Below are 21,577 nucleotides of genomic sequence, written 5' to 3'. Positions count from 1 at the left end.
TTTATTAAATTATTTTAACTTAATTAAATAATAATTTAAATTTATTAAAATATTAATAACTATTATTTTTTTGTTTAAATCTTTTAATAGAAAGTAAAATTTCATTTTCTGCTTGAAAAACATCTTCCCAATTATTTACTTTACACCATTTATTTTGTTCTAAATCTTTATAATGTTTAAAAAAATATATAATTTGTTTTTGTAAAAAAATAGATAAATCTTTTATACTTTTAATAAAAGTATATTCTTGAGAAATTTTATCATGTGGTACTGCAATTATTTTTTTATCATCTCCAGACTCATCTATCATATTTAATAAACCTATAGGACGACATCTAATTACAGATCCTGGTATAATTTGATATTTTGTTATTACCATTACATCTAAAGGATCATCATCTAATGATAATGTATTATTTATATATCCATAATTACATGGATAAAAGATAGGTATATTAATAAAACGATCTACAAATAATATTCCGTATTTTTTATTAATTTCATATTTTATTGGATTAGAATTAGAAGATATTTCAATAATAACATTAATATCATTGGGAATATTTTTCCCAGAAGGAATACAATTTAAATTCATATAATAATTTCCTTTATATATAAAAAATATACTTTATATAAAATATTATAATTTTAAAATTTTATATTTTTAAAAAATATGATATTATAATTAATATATATAATATTATTATTATTTAAACAAAATAAACAAATTAATTTATTTATTTTTAATAAAAAATGGTATATTAATTATGGCTAGAATTACTATAGAAAAAGCTATTCAAAAAATAGGTAATAGATTCGATTTAGTTATAATAGCAGCTAAAAGAGCTAGACAAATCCAAATTAGAGGAAAAATACCTTTATTACCAGAAAAAAATGATAAAACAACTATTTTAGCATTACGAGAAATTGAACAAGGGTTAATAAATAAAAAAATTATAGATAATTATGAAAAAAATATAGATAAAAAATTTCAATCTATTGATTTACATAACTATTAATTTTTTATAAAAAAAAACTATTTTATTTAAAAAAATTTATCTTAAATATCGATATTAATTACTTTTAACGCATTATTTTTTATAAATAACCTTCTAGGTTCTACTTCATCACCCATAAGAGTTGAAAATAATTTATCTGCTTTTTTTGCATCTTTAATTGTAACTTGTAACATATTACGAGTTAAAGGATTCATAGTTGTTTCCCATAATTGGGTTGGATTCATTTCACCTAATCCTTTATACCTTTGTATAATAAATTTTTTTTTACATTCTTTTAATAACCATTCGATACCTTCTTCAAAAGAATTAATATTCTTATATTTTTCCCCTTTTTCTACACGAAAAATTTTTTTCTCTTTTAAAGAAAGTAATTTATTTCCTAATAAACATATTTTTTTATATTCATTACTAATAAAAAAGTCATAATTTAATTGATATTTATTTATATTACCATATTTATTTTCATAAATTATTGGTTCAAAAATATTTTGTTTTATATTTTTATTTATATTTCCTGAAAAATTAATATTAATATATTTTTTATTTAAAAATAATAATAAATTATCTAACCATATTTTGACATTATTATAGTCATTTAATTTTTCTAATTTTGGATTATATAATAATGAAAATAATATTTTATCAGAAAAAATGTATTTTGAAAATTTTATGATTTTTTTAATATAATTATATTTGTTAACTAATATTAATAATTTTTTATCTGATAAAATCTTTTTTGAATTTTTAAAAAAAAACATAGCTTTATTAAAAGCTATATTTAATGTAAAAATTTCCATTTCTTCATTATTTTTAATATATAATTTTTTATTTCCTTTTTTAATTCTATATAATGGAGGTTGTGCAATATATACATATCCTTTTTCTATTATTTGAGGTATTTGACGATAAAAAAATGTTAATAATAAAGTACGAATATGTGCTCCATCTACATCTGCATCTGTCATAATAATGATATTATGATATCTTAATTTATCTATACTATATTGGTTTTTATCAATATTACATCCTAAAGCAGTAATTAATGTAATAATTTCTTGTGAAGAAATAATTTTATTAAACCCAGCTTTTTCTACATTAAGTATTTTACCCTTTAATGGTAATACTGCTTGATTTTTTCTATTTCTTCCTTGTTTTGCTGATCCTCCAGCAGAATCTCCTTCTACTAAATAAATTTCAGATAATTTTGGATTATTTTCTTGACAATCAGATAATTTTCCTGGAAGTCTAGATATACTAAAAATATTTTGATTCTTTATTATTTCTTTTGTTTTTCTTGCAACATCTCTTATTTTTGCTGCATGTATAATTTTTTCTATTATTTTTTTTGCATCATTAGGATTTTCTAATAAAAAAAACATTAATTGTTGATTAACATAACATTCTACTAAAGATTTTATTTCTGATGAAATTAATTTTTCTTTAGTTTGAGAAGAAAATTTAGGATTTGAAATTTTAATAGATATAATAGCTATTAATCCTTCTCTAGTATCTTCTCCCGTAATATTAATATATTTTTTTTTTTTATTATATTTTTCTTTATCTATATATAAATTAATTGTACGTGTTATAGCTGCTTTTAATCCAGATAAATGAGTACCTCCACTTTCTTGAGGTATATTATTTGTAAAACAATATATTCTTTCTTTAAAAGAATTATTCCATTGCATAGCAATTTCTATATTTATTTTACTATTTTTATTATAACAATAAAAAATATTATTATGAATAATATTTTGATTTTTATTTAAATATTTTATAAATTCTTTTATACCACCATTATATTGAAATGAATTAGATTTATTAATTCTTATATCATTTATTGAAATAAATAATCCTGAATTTAGGAATGATAATTCTCTTAATCTTTTAGATAAAATTTTATAATCAAAAGATTGAATATTTTTAAAAATATTAAAATTAGGCCAAAATCTAATATGAGTACCGGTAGTAGTACTATTAGCAATATTTTTTAATTTATTTTGAGGAATACCATAACAATATAATTGTTTATATAATTTTCCATTTCTTTTAATTATTAATTCTAGTTTTCTAGATAAAGCATTTACAACTGAAATACCTACTCCATGTAATCCTCCTGATAATTTATATGATTTATTATTAAATTTACCTCCTGAATGTAATATAGTCATAATTACTTCAGCTGCTGAAATTTGTGCTTCTTTATGTATATCTGTAGGAATACCCCTTCCATCATCAATAATAGATATAGAATCATCATTATGAATGATAATCTTTATATTTTTACAAAAACCAGCAAGAGATTCATCTATCGCATTATCTATAACTTCAAAAACCATATGATGTAACCCTGTCCCATCATCTGTATTTCCAATATACATACCTGGTCTTTTTTTTACTGCATCTAATCCTTTTAAAATTTGAATACTTGATGCATTATAATATTTATTTGTCACATTAAACTCTCATTTTTTTATAAAAAATAAATATAATTTTAAATTTTCATTGGCATGATTAAATAAATTTTATTTTTTTTATAACAATCTTCTATCTTAATACTAGAAATATTATCAATAAAAGAAATTTTAATTATATCACTTTCTAATATATTAATGACATTAATTAAATAATTAATATTTAAAGATATATTAATATTATTTTTTTTTTCATTATTATATTTTTCTATTTTTAATATTTCTTCTGCTTTTTCATTATTTATATTAATACTAGAGATTTTTAAATAATTATTATTAACTAATAAAGTTACTCCTTTAGTTCTTTCATTAACTAAGATAGAAATCCTATTTAAAGAATTTTTAAATTCTATACGATTAATTTTTATAACTTTATAAAAAAATTTAGGTATAATTTTTTCATAATCAGGAAAATTATTTTCAATTAATTTAGATATAAATTTTAAATTATTAAAAATAAAGCAAATATTATTTTTATTAATTTTAATATTAATTAATTCATTAGTATTATTAAGTAATTTAGATAATTCAAAAATACTTTTTTTAGGAATTATAGCATAATAGTTAATAATATTTTTACTTATTAAATAAGTATAAATAGATAATCTATGCCCATCAGTTGATACAATATTTAAAATATTATTTTTAATTTGTAATAATAATCCATTTAAATATTTTCTTACATCATTATCTGCTATTGAAAAATAAGTAGCATATATAAATTTTTTTATTGTTTTATGTTGAAGATCAAATTCTATATCAGATTTTATAAAATCTATAGTAGGAAAATTATTTGCTGGTAAAGTAGCTATACTAAAATAACAATTTTGTGATGATATAATAGCTTTATTATTACTAAATAATATATTTATATCATGATTTTTAGGTAAACTACGACATATATTATAAAACTTTTTCCCTTCAATTATAATTGAATATTTTTTTTTATTATTTATATTTTTAATAAATGATGAAATTTCAATTTCTAAATTAGTACTTTTAAACAAAATTAAACCATTATCTAAAATATCTATTAAAATATTACTAATATTTTGATATATAGATTTATTATTAATAATATTTGTTACATATTTTAATGGTTTAATTAATAACTCTCGATTAATAATAATATTATTTTCTATCATTTTTTTATTTTTAAAAAAAAATTATAATAAAAAATCTTTATTCGTTATTATAACATATATAAACTTTTAATTACTAAAATTTAAAATTAAAAAATTTATAAAAAATAATTTATTAAATATAAAAATTATGTAATAATTGATATATTGTAAAATATTTATAAGTATAATTTTATGAAACGTACTTTTCAACCATCTATATTAAAAAAAAAAAGATCTCATGGTTTTAGAAATAGAATGAAAACAAAAAATGGAAGACAAATAATAAATCGTCGTCGTGCTAAACATCGTATATATTTAAGTATATCAGATAAAATATCAAAATAAAAAATGAAGTATTTTAATTTTTCTAAAAAAAAACGTTTAACTTCATCAAGTTTTGATTTAGTATTTAATAATCCTACTAAATTACATAATAAATATTATTCTATTTTAAGTAAAAAAAATAAAATAAAACATTCTCGTATAGGTATAATTGTCCCTAAAAAAATAATTGATCAAACAAATATTAGAAATAAATTTAAAAGAATTATTCGTGAATATTTTCGTTTGAATCAATATTCATTTGTTATTATGGATTATATTATAATTGTAAATAATAAAAATATTTTAAAAATAAATAATTTTTATTTTAAAAAATATTTAGAAAAAATATGGAATATTTTTAAAATAAAATAATTTTTTAAATAAAAATTTATATTTTTTCTTTTAAGAAAATTAAACTAATTATTAATTTTAAGTTATAATAAGTTTTTATTATTAAATAAATTAAAATGAGTATAAAATAATGAATTCAAAAAATAATATTTTTATAATTATTTTTTGTTTATTTTTTTTTATTATTTTAGGTAATTGGCAAAAAATATATAATTATATAAAAAATAATAAAAAACAAATTAGTCATGAAAATATAAATGATAAATATCAATTTATTACTAAAAAAAGTATTAAAAATAAAAATATTTTAATTAAAACTGACAAATTTTTTCTATATATTAATCCCTATGGAGGTAATATTGAAAAAGTAAAATTATTAGATTATCTAGAAAAACTAAATTCTAAAAATTTTTTTACTTTATTAAGAAAGAATAATGATTTTATTTATCAAATAAAAAGTGGTATAATTCAGAAAAATAATTTTAAAAAAAATCAATATTTTAATAAAAATAATAAATTTTTTTCAAAATCATATTATTTTAAATTAGAAAAAAATAAAGATATATTAAAAATACCTTTATTTTTTATAAAAAAAAATATTTTATATATTAAAATTTTCTCATTTAAAAGAGGAGATTATTTAATAAAAATTAATCATCAAGTTTTTAATAAAAGTCTAAAACCTGTTAAAATAAGTATATTTGGACAAATAGATAAATCTATTAATACACCTAAAAAATATTTAGATAAACAACATAATAATATTTCTATTAAAACATTTGATAGTGTAGCTATTTCTACAGATTATAATAAATTTAAAAAATATAAATTTTCTAAAATATTAAAAAAAAAAAAGATAAATATTTATACTAATAATGGATGGATAGCTGTATTACAGCAATATTTTACTTCAGCTTGGATTATCCCTAGTTTTTCTAAAAAAAATAATATATATATAAAAAAAAATTTTCATAATACTATTAGTGCTGGTTTTAAATCTTCATATTATTCAATTTTACCAAAAAAAAAATATAATTTTGTATCTAAAGTCTGGATAGGTCCTAAAATTCAAGATAAAATGTCTAAAATAGCGCCTTTTTTAGATTTAACTATAGATTATGGTTTTTTAGGATTTTTATCTAAACCATTATTTAATTTATTAAATTTATTATTTTATTTAATAGGAAATTGGGGTTTTTCCATAATTATAATTACTCTTATAATAAGAGTAATAACATACCCATTATCTAAAAAACAATTTATTGCTATAAATAAAATGAATTTTTTACAACCAAAAATAAAAAAAATAAAAGAAAAATTTAGTAATGATAAAGAACGTTTTAGTAAAGAAATAATTTTATTATACAAAAAGGAAAACTTAAATCCACTAATGGGGTTTATTCCTTTTATTATACAAATGCCTATTTTTTTAGCTTTATATTATATGTTAATTAATTCTATAGAATTAAGACATGCTCCATTTATTTTTTGGATCAAAGATCTATCATCAGAAGATCCATATTATATTTTACCAATTATAATGAGTATTACTATGTTAGTAATACAAAAAATTTCTCAAAATAATTTTGATAATGATTCTGTACAAGAAAAATTTACATATATCATACCCATCTTTTTTAGTTTATTTTTTTTATGGTTACCTTCAGGATTAGTTCTTTATTATATAATAAATAACTTAATAACCATTTTACAACAAAAATGGGTTTTTTATAAAATAAATAATAAATATTATTAAATATGATAATTAAATTATGGAAAAAAAAAACAATACAATAATAGCAAGAGCAACTCCTACAGGACAAGGAAGTATAGGAGTAATAAGAATATCTGGTAGTAAAGTAATAGATGTAATAAAATATATATTAAAATTAACTTATATTAAACCTAGGTATGCACATTATTTACCATTTTTTTATAAAAATAAAATTATAGATAAAGGTATAGTCTTATGGTTTCCAAAACCTAATTCTTTTACTGGAGAAGATATTTTAGAATTACAATGTCATGGAAATTCTATTTTAATAGATTTATTAATAAATAATATTTTAAATATCTCAGGAATTAGAATAGCAGCTCCAGGAGAATTTTCTAGAAGAGCATTTTTAAATAAAAAGTTTGATTTAACTCAAGTAGAAGCAATTTCTGATATAATTTCAGCTAATTCAAAAGCAGCTATATTTTCTGCAATGAATTTAATGAATGGTAAATTATCATTTTTATTAACAAAATTTACAAAAATAATTATTAATTTAAGAGTAAAAATAGAATCTTTTTTAGAATTTGATTACAAAATTAATTATTCTACTTTTTGTAAAAAAATTATAATAACATTAGAAAAATTATTAAAATTTTTAATAAATATTATAGAATATGTAGAAAACGGTATTAGAATTAAAGAAGGAATTAAAATAATATTAATTGGACCACCTAATTCTGGTAAATCTAGTTTAATGAATTTAATAACTGATAAAGATATTTCTATAGTAACTAATATTCCTGGAACAACTAGAGATATTTTACATGAAAATATTTATATAGATTCAGTTCCTATAGAAATTATAGATACCGCTGGTATTAGAAATACTGATAATCAGATTGAAATATTAGGTATAAAAAAAACCTTTGAAGAAATTAAAAATTCTAATTATTTATTTTTAGTTATAGAAGATAAAATGTCAGAAGATAATTTATCTATAATTATTAAAAAATATTTAAAAAATTTTATAAAAAGTATTCCTATTATTATTATACGTAATAAAATAGATATAACAAATAATGTTCCTGAAATAATATATAATAATGATTATACAATTATAAAAATATCAATTAAAAAAAAAATTGGTATATCAAATTTAATGCATTTTATAAAAGAAAGAATTTTAAATAAAAATACTAATGAAAATCAATTTACAGCAAGAGAAAGATATTTAGAAATTTTAAATTCTATTTATAAATATCTTATAAAAGGAAAAAAAAATTTTTTAAATACAAATTCTCTAGAATTATTATCTGAAGATTTTAGATTAATACAAAAAGAATTAGATTCTATTACTGGAAAATTTTATTCTGAAGATTTATTAAATAATATTTTTTCTCAATTTTGTGTTGGTAAATAAAATTTATGCCTGAATTACCTGAAGTAGAAGTAATTAAGAATATTATAAAACCTTTTTTAAAAGGAAAAATAATTAATTATTCTATAATTAGAACTAAAAAATTAAGATATATTATCCCTAATGATATTTTTAAAATAAAAAATCAAAAAATTTTAAATGTTAAAAGAAGAGGTAGATATATTATAATAATTTTATTTAAAAATACAATTATCATACATTTAGGTATGACAGGGATATTATCTATTATTAATAGTAATAATAATATTTTTTATCATAAACATGATCATATTGATTTAGTTATAAATAATAATTTTACTTTAAGATATACTGATATAAGAAAATTTGGATTTTGGTTATGGGAAATGAAAAATTATAAAAAAAATATATTTTTAAGAAAATTAGGTCCAGAACCTTTAGAAAATAAATTTAATAATTCATATTTATATAATTTTACAAAAAAAAAAAATATTTATATTAAAATATTATTAATGGATAATAAAATTGTAACTGGTATAGGAAATATATATTCTAATGAATCTTTATTTTTATCAAAAATTTCTCCATTTCGTATATCTAATACTTTAAATATAAAAGAAGTTACAGTTTTAACTAAAAATATTAAATATATTTTATATAAATCAATAAAACATGGAGGTTCAACTATATCTAATTATAGATTACCTAATAATAATACTGGGAATTTTTCTCAATACTTCTTTGTATATGGAAGAGAAAATGAACTATGTAAAATATGTAAAAAAAAAATTATTAGAAAAACACAAAGAAATAGAAGTACATTTTTTTGTTATAAATGTCAAAAATAAATTATTTAAAATAAAATAATTAATCTAATAAAGATGTAATTTGATTATATGTTTTATATTTTCCTAATATTATTCTGCTTATTATTACTAAAAATAAAGATATTATTATTAATATTGTTGCTAAAACATTAATTTCAGGAGTAATACCTATTTTAGACATTGAATAAATTTTTAATGGGAGTATTTCATATTCTGGCCCTGTTACAAAAGTTGATATTGTTATATCATCCATCGATAAAGCAAAACTTAATAACCAACTTGAAATAATAGTAGGAAATATTATAGGAAGTATAATTTTTGTTAAAATAACAATTTCATTAGCACCCAAATCTTTTGCAGCTTCTATCATACGATTATCAAAATCTTGTAATCTAGAATGAATAGTAATAACTACATATGGAAAACAAAATGTAATATGTGCAAATAATAAAGTCCAAAAACCTAAAGATAAATTTAAAAAAATAAATAATAATAATAAAGAAATACCCATTACAATATCAGGAGAAATAATTACTATAAATAATAGCGTATTTATAAAAGTTTTAATATGCATATTAAAATGATATAATGATAATGCAGTTAATAATCCAAGAAAAGTTGTAAAAGTTGCTGTAATAATACCAATAAATAAAGAATGATATGTAACTTCTAACAAAGAAGAATTATGTATAATTAGTTTATACCATTTAATAGTAAATCCTTGCCATATAATACTAAAACGTGATTTATTAAAAGAATTAATTATTAATAAAATAATAGGGATATAAAAACAAAAATAAATGATATTTATAAATATCATTCGACATATATATTTAAACATTTTTTTTAAATTCCTTTTTATTTAAAAATTTAATAGTTTTAAAATATAATATTAATAAAATACCTGTAAATAATGTTATTATTGTACTTGTAGCAGCTCCTAATGGCCAATCTCTAATATTTAAAAATTGATTCTTAATAATATTTCCTATTAATAGATTTTTAGATCCTCCCATTAAATCGGAAATATAAAACATCCCCATACTAGGTAAAAAAACTAAAAGACATCCTGCTATAATTCCTGAAGTAGTTAAAGGTATTATTATATAAAAAAATATTTTCCAAGATTGTGCTCCTAGATCTTTAGCTGCTTCAATACATAATTGATCTAATTTTTCAAAACTAGAATATATTGGAACGATCATAAAAGGTAATAAAATATATACTAATCCTATTATTACAGCAGTTGGGGTATAAATTATATGAATAGGAGAATTAATAACTTTAAAATATATTAAAATATTATTAAGCCATCCATTAATTCCTAAAAATATTTTAAGACAATATATTCTAATTAATGAATTAACCCAAAATGGTAAAAATAAAAAAAATAACATTAAAGATTTTTTTTTATTAGATATTTTTGTTAAACACCATGCAAATGGATAACCTATTAGAAGACATATTATCATTGTAATAAATGAAATAAATAAAGAATTTACAAAGACTCTAATATATAAAAAATCTAATAGATTTAAATAGTTATTAAAAGAAAATTTAAACGTAATTAGATTATAATTATCTTTTTTTAAAAAACTAATTATAATTATAATTATATTAGGTAATAAAATAAATAATAATAACCAACTAATAATTATAAAAATCGTAATTTTTTTAAAATATCCCATTATCCTTTTCATAAGGTAATACAACCTCCCATGTTTCAACCCAATTTATTAACATTTTTTGATTCAAAGAATGATCAACATAAGGATCATTTTCATTAAAAAATTCACTTACAATAATAATTTTACCATTATTAAGTTTTAATGTTGATTCTAAAGTCATACCTTTATAATTTTTTTCTTTTATATAACCAACTAAACCTGTATTTAAATCAGTTTTATTATTAATTTCTTTAATTCTTAAATCTTCTGGTCTTAATAAAACGTGTATTTTTTCACCAACAATAATATGAAATGGGACTTTGATCTTACATATATAACCTTCTAAATTAGCTAATACTTGATTAGAATTAAATTTTTTTAAAATTAAAGCATTAAATATATTAATATCACCTATAAAATTAGCAACAAATAAATTTTTAGGTTCTTCATATATTTCTCTTGGTGAGCCATCTTGTTCTATTATACCATTTCTTAATAAAATAATACGATCTGATATACTTAAAGCTTCTTCTTGATTATGTGTAACTAATATAAAAGTAATACCTAATTTTCTTTGTAATGCTTTTAATTCATTTTGCATTTTTTTACGTAATCTATAATCTAAAGCTGACAATGGCTCATCTAATAATAATAATCTAGGTTGATTAATTACAGCTCTTGCTATAGCAACTCTTTGTTGTTGACCTCCAGATAATTCATGGGGTTTTCTATTTATAAATTTTTTTAATTGAACTATATTTAAAATTTTTTCAACTTTTTTAAGTATTTCTTTATGTGTTTTTTTTTGCATTCTTAATCCAAAAGCTATATTATCAAATACAGACATATGGGGGAATAATGCATAGCTTTGAAAAACAGTATTTATTTGTCTTTTTTCTGCTGGATATTGTGTTATTTCTTTTTCATTAAGAAAAATAGAACCACTATCTACTTTTTCTAACCCTGCTATTAAACGTATAATAGTAGTTTTACCAGAACCAGATGGTCCTAATAAAGTAATAAATTCTCCATCATTTATACTTAAATTTAAATTATAAATAATTTTTTTACTTGCAAAAGATTTATTAATATTAATTAATTTAATTAAAATTTTCTCAAAAGATTTTTTTTCCATAATAATACTCTATTTAATAAAATATTATTTTTTATTTAATTATTAATTTATATAATTAAAAAATAACTTCAAATATTTAAATTTATTTTAGTTAATTAATGGAATTTCTTTTTCAATAATTCCACCCCCTAAACAAATTTTACCATAATAAAATACAGCTGATTGTCCCTTTGTAATACTTGAAATAGGAGTATATAAATATACTTTAATTCTATTATTATTTAAAAAAATAATTTTACATTTTACATCTTTTTGTCGATATCTAGTTTTAATTGTACATTTTTTTTTTATATTTTTTGGTATATAATTTATCCAATTAATTTCTTTAACTATTAAACCAATAGAATATAAATATAAATTTTCCCTACCTTGTAGGGTAACTAAAATATTTTTTTTTATGTCTTTTTTATAAACATACCATGGTTTATTTTCATAAAATATAGATCCTCCTAACCCAATACCCTTTCTTTGTCCTATAGTATAATGAATTAATCCTCTATGTTTTCCTATAATTTTACCATTAATATTAACTATATCTCCTGATGGAGAAGATATATATTTATTTAAAAACTTAGGAAAATTTTTTTCACCTATAAAACAAATACCTGTTGAATCTTTTTTATTAGCATTTATAAATTTAAGTTTTTTTGCAAAATATCTTACTTCTGTTTTTTTTAAACCTCCAATAGGGAACAAAATTTTTTTTAATTGTTTTTCTTTTATTGTATATAAAAAATAACTTTGATCTTTAATAGAATCAATTCCTTTTAATAAAAAAAATTTATCTTTTATTTTTTTACAACGTACATAATGACCAGTACTGATAAAATCAGCTCCTAGATTATTAATAGCAAAATTCATAAAATATTTAAATTTAATAATTTTATTACATAAAATATCAGGATTTGGTGTATTTCCTTTTTTATATTCAGAAAGAAATTTTTTAAAAACATAATCCCAATATTCAGATGAAAAATTAATTTTATGTAAAGGTATTTTTAATTTTTTACAAATAATTTCTGCATCATATAAATCTTTTTCAATATTACAAATATTATTTGTATCATCTTCTTCCCAATTTTTCATAAATAATCCTTCTACCTGATAATTTTGTTTTTTTAATAACCAGGCAGAAAAAGAAGAATCTATACCACCAGACATTGCAATTATTACTTTTTTTTTAAACATAAATTTTATAAAATATAAATTTTTATATAAATTAATTTAATTAATAGTATTTTAAAAAATGTATTTATTATTAATATTTTTTTATATTTTTTTTATAATTTTTATTCCTAATAAATATAATCCCTTTTTTAAAAATAATGATGTTAAAAAAACTATTTTTAATCTGCTAATTTTTAGCATTTTATCTTTTAAATTTAAAATATTACAATTTTCATAAAATGAAGTAAATAAAACTGTAATTTTATATAACCAATTACATAATATATGTGGAGTACCTTTGTCAACAATTTTTAAAATAATTTCTTCAAAATCTAAAAATGATATAGCTAAATTAAGTTCATAATGATTTATAAAATTAATCTTTAAATCTAAAAAATTTTTTAAATTAATATTAGATTTTTTTAATAAAGATATAGCTCTTACATAAGCATATTGTATATATAAAGATGTATTTCCATTTAAAGATAACATTTTATCCCAACTAAAAATATAGTTATTTATTCTATTTTTAGATAAATCAGCATATTTTATTGCTCCAATACCAATATTAGAAGATAAATCTTCTAATTTATTTTTTTTAATAAGAGGATTCTTTTGAAGAATTATATTTTTAGCTTTTAAAATAGATTTATTTATTAAATCATTTAATTTTATATTTTTTCCTTCTCTTGTTTTAAAAGGTTTATTTTTATTATTTAAAATCATTCCGAACATATGATGTTCTAATTTTATATTAGAAGGTACATATTTTGCTTTTTTAACTATTTGAAAAATTTGTCTTAAATATTGATTTTGACGTGCATCTACATAATAAATAATCCTATCTGCTTTAAATTTTTCATAACGATATTTAATACACGCAATATCTGTTGTAGCATAAAGATAAGCTCCATCTTTTTTTTTAATAATAACTGCCATTAATTCTCCTTTTATATTCTTTATTCCCTTCATTGGGATAATGATAGTCCCATTATTATTAATGGCTATTCCTTTTTTTTGTAAATCTATAATTATATTTGATAACATATCATTATATGTGCTTTCTCCCATAGTATCAAGATATGTTAGTTTAATATTAAGTTTATTATATAGTTGGTAATTATAATTCATTGTAATATTAACTATTTCTTTCCATATTTTTAAACAAGAAATATCTTTCTTTTGTAATTTAACTACATATAATTTAGCTTCTTTTGCAAAATTTACATCTTCAATATATTTTTTTTGAGCTTGTTTATATAATTTTTCTATATCAGCAAGTAACAAGTTATTTTTTTTATTTTTTAACTTTAAAAAAGCTATAAGTATACCAAAATTTGTTCCCCAATCTCCAATATGATTGGATTTAATAACATTATGACCAACAAAAGATAAAATTCTTACAACAGAATCTCCTATAATTGTAGATCTTAAATGTCCAACATGCATTTCTTTAGCTATATTAGGACTTGAATAATCAATAACAATATTTTTTGATATAATTTTTTTTGTTAATCCTAATTTTTTAGAATTAATTAATAAATTAATTTGTTTTGATAACCATTCTTTTTTAATAAAAAGATTAATAAATCCTAATTTAGATATTGTAATTTTAGATATTATTTTTTTTATATTTAAATTTTTTACTACTTTAATAGCTAAATCATTAGGATTAATATTTAAATAAATAGCTGCAGATATAATACCATTAATTTGATAATGTCCTAATTCTTTTCTTTTACATGAACGTAATATTACATTATATTTTTTTGGGATACCTACTTTTATCATAGATTTATGAATTTTTTTTGAAAGAATTTTTTTTATATTCATATATTTTTCTTTTTTATTATTTTAAATATTATATATAAATACTTATTTATTTATTTTATAAATACATTTTAAAATATAAAATTTAAATAAATTAATACAGTATTTTTTTTTTAAAAAAATATTTTATTTTCTATCTAATTATTATAATTATAATTATAAATTATTATTTTAAAAATAAATTAAAATTAAATAAATTTAAAATTAAAAATAAAATAAATATTTTAAAAAATAATAATAATAAAATTATTTATATTTTTTATAAAAAAAATAAAATTTTTTCTTTATTAAAAGAAATAATTAATTATTTCATTGATTTTATAATTAACAAATTTAAATTAATTATTATTATATCTTATAAAGATATTTTAATCATATTAATAATATATTAATTTTTTATTTATTCTATAAATAAATTTATTAAAATAATATTTTAATAAATAATTATATTATGTAAAAATAATAAATAATTTTAATATAAATTAACATAAATTATAAATTTAATTTATATTAAATCATATTTTATACACAAATAATTTAATAACACAAAAATATTTATTTTAAATAAAGGATTTATAAATGAAAAATAAAATTTACTGTGGTGAAATTAATAAAAAATTTATAAATAAAGAAATAATTATTTATGGATGGGTTGATAGTTATCGAAATTTAGGAAAACTAATTTTTGTTAATATAAAAGATAGAGAAGGTATTATTCAAGCGGTATTTAAACCAGAATATAAAATAGCTTATAATATAGCTATTAAATTACGTAATAATTTTTGTGTAAAAATTAAAGGTAAAATAGTAGAAAGAACAAAAAAAAATAAAAATTTTAATTTAATAACTGGAGAAATAGAAATTATCGTATTTAGTATATCTATACTTAATAAATCTAAATCATTACCTATTGATAACAATATGATTAATACAGAAGAAATAAGATTAAAATATCGATATTTAGATTTAAGACAAATAAGAATGACTAAAATTTTAAAACAAAGATCAATAGTAATAAGTTATATCAGAAATTTTTTAGAAAAAAATAATTTTTTAAATATTGAAACTCCTATATTAACAAATTCAACCCCTGAAGGGTCAAGAGATTATTTAGTTCCAAGCAGAATTCATAAACATAATTTTTATGCATTACCTCAATCTCCACAAATTTTTAAACAATTATTAATGATTGCTGGATTGGATCGTTATTATCAAATTGCTAAATGTTTTCGTGATGAAGATTTACGTTCTGATCGTCAACCAGAATTTACACAAATTGATATAGAGATATCTTTTACAAATTCAGAAATATTTAGATTTTTTATAGAAAAAATGATTTTTAATTTATGGAAAAATATAAAAAATATATTTCTAGATAAATTTAAAGTATTAACTTTTAAAAAATCAATGAAATATTTTGGTACAGATAAACCTGATTTAAGAAATAAATTAAAATTAATAGATCTAAGTAATTTTTTTATTGTAAAAAATAAGAATAGAATAGTTTCAATTTCTATAAAAAATAAATATTTATCTAATTTTAAAAAAAAAAATTTAAATAAATATATTTCTTATATTAAGAAATATAATACAAATGATTTAAATATATTCCAAGTAAATAATAATAAATTAATAAATATTTTAAATATAAAAAATAATTTTACATTTAATTTAAATGATGAACAAATTAAAGATATTATTATTAAAAATAAATGTCATAATAATGATATTATTTTTATTGGAACAGAAATTATTAATGATAATATATCTTCTATGGGATATTTACGTAAAAAATTAGGAAAAGATTTTAATCTTATTAAAAATAAGAAATGGTGTCCGTTATGGATAATTGATTTCCCTTTATTCAAAAAAAATAAAATAGGTAAATTAATTCCTATGAATCATCCATTTACATCTCCAAAAAAAAAATTTATTAAAAATATAGATAATTTTTTACAAAAAAATCCTCATCAGATAATATCTGATTCATATGATTTAGTAATTAATGGTTATGAAATAGGTAGTGGTTCTGCACGAATAAATAATTATAAAATACAAAAAAAAATATTTGATTTTCTTAAAATAAATGAAGTAGTTCAAAAAAAAAATTTTGGTTTTTTTTTAGAAGCTTTACAATTTGGTACTCCTCCACATATAGGTATGGCTTTAGGATTAGATAGATTAATTATGTTATTAACTAACACTGATAATATTCGTGATGTTATTGCTTTTCCAAAAACTACATCAGCAAATTGTTTATTAACACAATCTCCTAATAAAGTTGATATAAATATTTTAAAAGATTTAGGATTATCATTATTATAATGATTAATTAAATATAAATAATAATAAAAGGAATATAATTTTATGTCTGGACATAGTAAATGGGCTAATACACGTCATCGTAAAGAATTACAAGATAATAAAAAAGATAAAATTTTTTCTAGAATTATTAAAGAATTAAATACAGTTATAAAAAAAAGTGAAAATATAAATCCACAATATAATTCTAAATTACGTTTAATTATAGAAAAAGCATTATCATTTAATATGAGTAGATCAACAATTAATAATATTTTAGAAAAAAAAAAAAAAAATAATAATCAGTTAAAAGAAATTTATTATGAAGGATTTGGACCAAATAATATTGCATTAATGATTCAATGTTTAACTAATAATAATAATAGAACTAGTTCTTTAATACGTAATATTTTTAATAAAACCGGGGGTAGTTTAAAACAAAAAGGCGCTGTCAATTATATTTTTAAAAAACAAATTTTTATTTCATATTCATATAAAAATAATCCAAATTATATTATTGATATAGCAGAAAAATTAAAAGCAGATGATATTATTTTTAATAAAAAAAATATTCAAATTATTTTTTCTAAAAAAAAATATAAACTTCTTACTAAAGAAATAAAAAATTTTAAAATTAAACCAATAAAAATCAATTTATTTATTGAACCATTTATAAAAAAAAAAATTGATATTTCTACAAAAAATAAATTATTTATTTTTTTATCTTTATGTAAGAGATATGAAGATATAAAAAATATTTATCATAATGCTGAAATTTAATGAACAATTATTTTTATATAATTTAAAAGATAAAATATTATGACAATAATTTTAGGTATTGATCCAGGATCTAGAATTACAGGATATGGTTTAATTAAAAAACTCAAAAATAATAAGATTATTTATATTGATAGTGGATGTATTTTAACTTTAAAAATTAAAGATTTTCCTACAAGATTAAAAATAATTTATAAAAATATAAGTAAAATAATAAAAAAATTTAAACCTGATAATTTTGCTATAGAACAAATTTTTATGTCTAAAAATGCTGATTCTGCATTAAAATTAGGTCATGCAAGAAGTGCAGCAATAATATCAGCTGTAAATCATAATCTTTCTGTTTTTGAATATTCAGCAAGTAAAGTAAAAATGATTGTAGCTGGTATTGGTAATGCAAAAAAAAAACAAGTACAAGATACAGTATTTATGTTGTTAAAATTATCCTTTTATCCAAAAAAAGATGCTGCTGATGCATTAGCAATTGCAATTACACATAGTCGTCTTCATTTATAAAAAAATTATTAAAAATTTTTATTTAAAAATAAATACCTAAATTACATTTTTTAATAATAAAAAAATTAATTATTAAAAAATGCTTTTAATATAAGTTTTTTATTTATATATTTCTAATATAGGATCAATACCAGCAATTACATTTCCAGAATATTTTTTTATTTTATTAATATCTTCAATATTAGAAACTATTACTGGAGTATATATAGATTTAGCAACTTTTTTTAAAAAAGCCAAATCTAATTCAATAATTATTTCTCCTTTTTTTACTATATTAGTTTTTTCAAAATTAAATTTTCTTATAAATCCTTTTCCTTTTAATTTAACTGTATCAATTCCAAAATGTACAAATAATTCTATTTTATTTAATGTTTTTATTGAGAATGCATGATTAGTTTCAAATATTTTACCAATTATTCCATCAACAGGAGAAACGATAATGTTTTCAGTTGGATTAATTGCAATACCATCTCCTACAATTTTATCTGAAAAAACAATATCAGGAACTTTTTCTATATCTATTATATTACCTGAAATAGGAGCAAATATTTTAGTAATTTCAATTTTTTTTTGTTTTTTTTTAAAAAAATTAGAAAAAATATTCATTTATTTTCCTTTTAGAAAAATTATTTTTTTTTATTAAATTTTAATAATAAATTTTTAATATTTTTAATTGTAGGTTGTAATAAGACATTATTAGCTAGTTCTTTTGCTTGAACCATTTCTATATTACAAATAATATTTTTAATTTTTGGAATAGAAATAGAATTCATACTTAATTCATCTAATCCCATACCTAATAATATAGGAATAAAACATTCATCACTTGCTAATTCTCCACACATTCCTGTCCATTTTCCTTCTTCATGTGAAGCATCTATTACTTTTTTTATTAAAAAAAATATAGCAGGATGAATAGGATTATATAAATGTGAAATTAAATCATTACCTCTATCTACTGCTAATGTATATTGGGTTAAATCATTAGTACCTATACTAAAAAAATCTATTTCTTTTATTAAATGATGAGCTATTATAGCTGAAGCTGGAGTTTCTATCATTATTCCTATAGGAATATTTTTATTAAAATTATATTTTTGTTTTTGTAATTGTTTTTTTAAAAAATCTAATTCTTCTTTTAAGAATAAAACTTCTTCTACTGAAATAACCATAGGAAACATTATATATAATTTACCAAAAAAAGATGCTCTTAAGAGTGCTCTTAATTGTGTATGTAAAATATCTTTCCGATCCATACTTATTCTAATAGCTCTATAACCTAAAAAAGGATTTTCTTCTTTAGGTAAATTCATATATGGTATTTTTTTATCCCCACCTATATCCATAGTTCTAATAATAACTGATTTATCATGCATATTTGTTGCAACAGTTTTATAAATATTAAATTGTTCTTCTTCTGTAGGTAAAGAAGTACGATTCATAAATAAAAATTCTGTTCTATATAAACCAATACCATCAGCACCATTTTTTTCAATATTACTTAACTCTTTTAATGATCCTATATTAGCACATACTTTTATTTTAAAATTATCTTTTGTTTTAGCTGGTAAATTACTATTTTTTTTTAATTTTTCTTTTTCAAAAAGATATTGATTAAATAATATTTTTTTTTCTTTAATTTTATTTATAGAAGGATTTATATAAATTAAATTATTAATACTATCTAAAATAATATAATCATTTGTTTTAACTTTAGTTGTTATATTTCCTGTTCCAACAATTGCTGGTATTTCTAATGAACGTGCCATTATAGCTGTATGAGAAGTTTTACTTCCTAAATCAGTGATAAAACCTAAAATTTTTTTTAAGTCTAATTGAGCAGTTTCTGAAGGTGTTAGGTCCTTTGCAATTAAAATTACTTTTTTATTTATTTGATTTAAATTTAAAATATTTAAATTTAAAATATTTTTTATTAAACGATCACCAATATCTTTTATATCAATAATCCTTTCTTTTAAATATTTATCATCTAAATTTTCTAATATTTTAATTTGAGATTTTATTACTGAATCTACAGCAGCATCTGCTGAAAATAAATTATTTTTTATTAAAAAAATAATTTCTTTAGTCATTTCTTCATCTTCTAAAAAAAGAATATGTCCATCAAGAATTAATTCTTTTTCAGAATTTAAATTATTTAATGATTTTTTTTTAATATATTCTAATTGTCTTATAGATTTTTTTTGGCTATCTAAAAATTTATTAATTTCTATATTTATTTGATTATCAGTAATTTTATTACGATTAATAATAATATTATTTTTTTTTAATAAAAAAGCTTTACCAAAAGAAATACCAGGAGAAGCTAAAATTCCTGAAATCATATTTTTACCTCATTATATAATAATTTTATATCAATATTTATTGAAATAATAATTTAAATAAGTTACTAAACTAAGAATTAGTTTTATTAGTAAAATCTTTATAAATTATATTTTTTATTATAAAATTAAAAAATTATTTTATAATTTTTGAATAATTTTAGTCAAATGTTCTATAGCATTTTTTTCATCTATTCCTGAAGTTTTTAAAATAATTAAAGTTCCTTTAGTTAATCCTAATGTTTGAATTTTAAATAAACTTTTAGCGTTTACTGTTTTTCCTTTAGATGTAATTGTAATATCTGATATAAAATTTTTAGCTTCTTTTACAAAAAGTGCTGCTGGACGAGTATGAAAACCATGAGTGTTATTAATAATAATTTCTTTTTGTAACATTATTTTTCCTTAATTTTAATATATTAAACAATAATTATATAATAATTAAAATATTAATTTATCAATAATAAATAATTTTTATATATTTAAATATTTTATTGTATAAATAACATAGATAAATTATCTTGGCTACTAAATTTATTAAGATATATATATTATATATTTTATTTATTATTAAAATAATAATAAATCTAAATTTTAATAAAAAAATTAT

20 protein-coding genes are annotated in these 21,577 nt (G+C 17.9%); 9 read left to right on the top strand and 11 right to left on the bottom strand.

Annotated elements, in window-relative coordinates; genetic code table 11:
- Positions 1–52: 52 nt before the first annotated feature.
- Positions 53–595: an inorganic diphosphatase gene (gene ppa, locus GJU05_RS02185; RefSeq protein ID WP_208753903.1), complete on the bottom strand. Its 543-nt coding sequence runs from the start codon at positions 593–595 to the stop codon at positions 53–55.
- A gap of 172 nt (positions 596–767) precedes the next feature.
- On the opposite strand from ppa, the gene rpoZ reads away from it, so the two are divergent.
- Positions 768–1,019 (top strand): DNA-directed RNA polymerase subunit omega, encoded by a 252-nt coding sequence (gene rpoZ, locus GJU05_RS02180; protein ID WP_208753901.1) that lies wholly within the window; start codon positions 768–770, stop codon positions 1,017–1,019.
- Positions 1,020–1,060: 41 nt separating this feature from the next.
- Here the strand turns inward: rpoZ and gyrB are convergent, their stop codons facing one another.
- Both gyrB and dnaN read right to left on the bottom strand, forming a co-directional pair.
- Positions 1,061–3,475 (bottom strand): DNA topoisomerase (ATP-hydrolyzing) subunit B, encoded by a 2,415-nt coding sequence (gene gyrB / locus GJU05_RS02175; protein ID WP_208753900.1) that lies wholly within the window; start codon positions 3,473–3,475, stop codon positions 1,061–1,063.
- Between the two features lie 38 nt (positions 3,476–3,513).
- On the bottom strand, positions 3,514–4,638 hold the full coding sequence (gene dnaN, locus GJU05_RS02170) for a DNA polymerase III subunit beta (protein ID WP_208753898.1): 1,125 nt from the start codon (positions 4,636–4,638) through the stop codon (positions 3,514–3,516).
- 171 nt (positions 4,639–4,809) lie between these two features.
- Between dnaN and rpmH the strand changes: the two genes are divergently transcribed.
- The 5 genes from rpmH to mutM all read left to right on the top strand — a co-directional run bounded on the left by rpmH (position 4,810) and on the right by mutM (position 9,253).
- Positions 4,810–4,962 carry a 50S ribosomal protein L34 gene (gene rpmH, locus GJU05_RS02165; protein WP_208753896.1) on the top strand — a complete coding sequence of 51 codons (153 nt, stop codon included), beginning with the start codon at positions 4,810–4,812 and terminating at the stop codon, positions 4,960–4,962.
- A gap of 3 nt (positions 4,963–4,965) precedes the next feature.
- Positions 4,966–5,313 (top strand): ribonuclease P protein component, encoded by a 348-nt coding sequence (rnpA, locus tag GJU05_RS02160; protein WP_208753894.1) that lies wholly within the window; start codon positions 4,966–4,968, stop codon positions 5,311–5,313.
- Between the two features lie 109 nt (positions 5,314–5,422).
- Entirely contained in the window at positions 5,423–7,048 is a 1,626-nt protein-coding gene (gene yidC / locus GJU05_RS02155; RefSeq protein ID WP_208753892.1) for a membrane protein insertase YidC, read from the top strand.
- Positions 7,049–7,064: 16 nt separating this feature from the next.
- Entirely contained in the window at positions 7,065–8,429 is a 1,365-nt protein-coding gene (mnmE, locus tag GJU05_RS02150; RefSeq protein WP_208753891.1) for a tRNA uridine-5-carboxymethylaminomethyl(34) synthesis GTPase MnmE, read from the top strand.
- Between the two features lie 5 nt (positions 8,430–8,434).
- Positions 8,435–9,253, top strand: coding sequence for a bifunctional DNA-formamidopyrimidine glycosylase/DNA-(apurinic or apyrimidinic site) lyase (gene mutM / locus GJU05_RS02145; protein WP_208753889.1), 819 nt, complete (start codon positions 8,435–8,437; stop codon positions 9,251–9,253).
- A gap of 19 nt (positions 9,254–9,272) precedes the next feature.
- Here the strand turns inward: mutM and potC are convergent, their stop codons facing one another.
- From potC to argS, 5 genes are all read right to left on the bottom strand, one after another.
- Entirely contained in the window at positions 9,273–10,073 is an 801-nt protein-coding gene (potC, locus tag GJU05_RS02140; RefSeq protein WP_208753888.1) for a spermidine/putrescine ABC transporter permease PotC, read from the bottom strand.
- A complete protein-coding gene (potB, locus tag GJU05_RS02135; RefSeq protein WP_208753887.1) occupies positions 10,066–10,932 on the bottom strand; it encodes a spermidine/putrescine ABC transporter permease PotB in 867 nt (288 codons plus the stop codon). The genes potC and potB overlap by 8 nt, the downstream gene beginning before the upstream one ends.
- Positions 10,907–12,034, bottom strand: coding sequence for a spermidine/putrescine ABC transporter ATP-binding protein PotA (potA, locus tag GJU05_RS02130; RefSeq protein WP_208753886.1), 1,128 nt, complete (start codon positions 12,032–12,034; stop codon positions 10,907–10,909). Before potA ends, potB begins: the two co-directional genes overlap by 26 nt.
- A gap of 87 nt (positions 12,035–12,121) precedes the next feature.
- Positions 12,122–13,222: a tRNA 2-thiouridine(34) synthase MnmA gene (mnmA, locus tag GJU05_RS02125; RefSeq protein WP_208753885.1), complete on the bottom strand. Its 1,101-nt coding sequence runs from the start codon at positions 13,220–13,222 to the stop codon at positions 12,122–12,124.
- An 81-nt stretch (positions 13,223–13,303) separates the two neighbouring features.
- A complete protein-coding gene (argS, locus tag GJU05_RS02120; protein WP_208753884.1) occupies positions 13,304–15,034 on the bottom strand; it encodes an arginine--tRNA ligase in 1,731 nt (576 codons plus the stop codon).
- Between the two features lie 576 nt (positions 15,035–15,610).
- On the opposite strand from argS, the gene aspS reads away from it, so the two are divergent.
- From aspS to ruvC, 3 genes are read left to right on the top strand one after another with little or no spacing between them, the layout of a single operon-like run.
- Positions 15,611–17,356 (top strand): aspartate--tRNA ligase, encoded by a 1,746-nt coding sequence (gene aspS / locus GJU05_RS02115; RefSeq protein ID WP_208753883.1) that lies wholly within the window; start codon positions 15,611–15,613, stop codon positions 17,354–17,356.
- Positions 17,357–17,398: 42 nt separating this feature from the next.
- Positions 17,399–18,112, top strand: a complete 714-nt coding sequence (locus tag GJU05_RS02110; RefSeq protein WP_208753882.1) for a YebC/PmpR family DNA-binding transcriptional regulator — start codon at positions 17,399–17,401, stop codon at positions 18,110–18,112.
- 39 nt (positions 18,113–18,151) lie between these two features.
- Positions 18,152–18,625 carry a crossover junction endodeoxyribonuclease RuvC gene (ruvC, locus tag GJU05_RS02105; protein ID WP_208753881.1) on the top strand — a complete coding sequence of 158 codons (474 nt, stop codon included), beginning with the start codon at positions 18,152–18,154 and terminating at the stop codon, positions 18,623–18,625.
- Between the two features lie 99 nt (positions 18,626–18,724).
- On the opposite strand, the gene crr is transcribed toward ruvC, so the two are convergent.
- The 3 genes from crr to GJU05_RS02090 form a co-directional block, all read right to left on the bottom strand.
- On the bottom strand, positions 18,725–19,231 hold the full coding sequence (gene crr / locus GJU05_RS02100; protein WP_208753880.1) for a PTS glucose transporter subunit IIA: 507 nt from the start codon (positions 19,229–19,231) through the stop codon (positions 18,725–18,727).
- A 20-nt stretch (positions 19,232–19,251) separates the two neighbouring features.
- The gene (ptsI, locus tag GJU05_RS02095; protein ID WP_208753879.1) at positions 19,252–20,970 is read right to left on the bottom strand and encodes a phosphoenolpyruvate-protein phosphotransferase PtsI; all 1,719 of its coding nucleotides are present in this window, start codon (positions 20,968–20,970) and stop codon (positions 19,252–19,254) included.
- A 138-nt stretch (positions 20,971–21,108) separates the two neighbouring features.
- Positions 21,109–21,363: an HPr family phosphocarrier protein gene (locus GJU05_RS02090; RefSeq protein WP_208753878.1), complete on the bottom strand. Its 255-nt coding sequence runs from the start codon at positions 21,361–21,363 to the stop codon at positions 21,109–21,111.
- Between the last annotated feature and the right edge of the window lie 214 nt (positions 21,364–21,577).

This window comes from Enterobacteriaceae endosymbiont of Donacia fulgens, assembly GCF_012567545.1.
GTDB lineage: Bacteria > Pseudomonadota > Gammaproteobacteria > Enterobacterales > Enterobacteriaceae.
This window is presented reverse-complemented; position numbering and strand designations above follow the sequence as displayed.